The 327-nt window shown below is 72.8% G+C and carries 1 protein-coding gene; it reads right to left on the reverse strand.

Features of this window, described 5'->3' with window-relative positions:
* A partial coding sequence (locus tag PUR56_RS12470) for a ketoacyl-synthetase C-terminal extension domain-containing protein (protein ID WP_329948937.1) occupies window positions 1-327 on the reverse strand: 327 nt, incomplete at both ends.

The following is a 327-nucleotide window of genomic DNA, read 5'->3' on the forward strand; positions in this document are numbered from 1 at the left end:
AGCGCGGCACGGCGGGCTGCCGCTGCGGCGAGCGTGTGGAGATCCCGATCGGCCACAAGTCGCACCTGCTGTGCCTGGGCACGGAGCGCCGCCTCGTCCGTACCGGACAACAGCACCGGCACCAAGGGAAGTTGCACCGCAGCCACGACGGCGGCGGACTCGACGGCCGGGGGATCATCCACGATCTCGTGCGCGTTCGTACCGCTGACGCCGAACGCCGACACACCCGCCCGACGAGGCCGGTCCCCGGCGCTCCAGGGCCGCGACTCCGTCAGCAACTCGACGGCGCCCGCCGACCAGTTGACCTCGGTCGACGGCTCGTCCGCG

The sequence above is a fragment of the Streptomyces sp. BE303 genome, assembly GCF_036290945.1.
Classification (GTDB): Bacteria; Actinomycetota; Actinomycetes; order Streptomycetales; family Streptomycetaceae; genus Kitasatospora.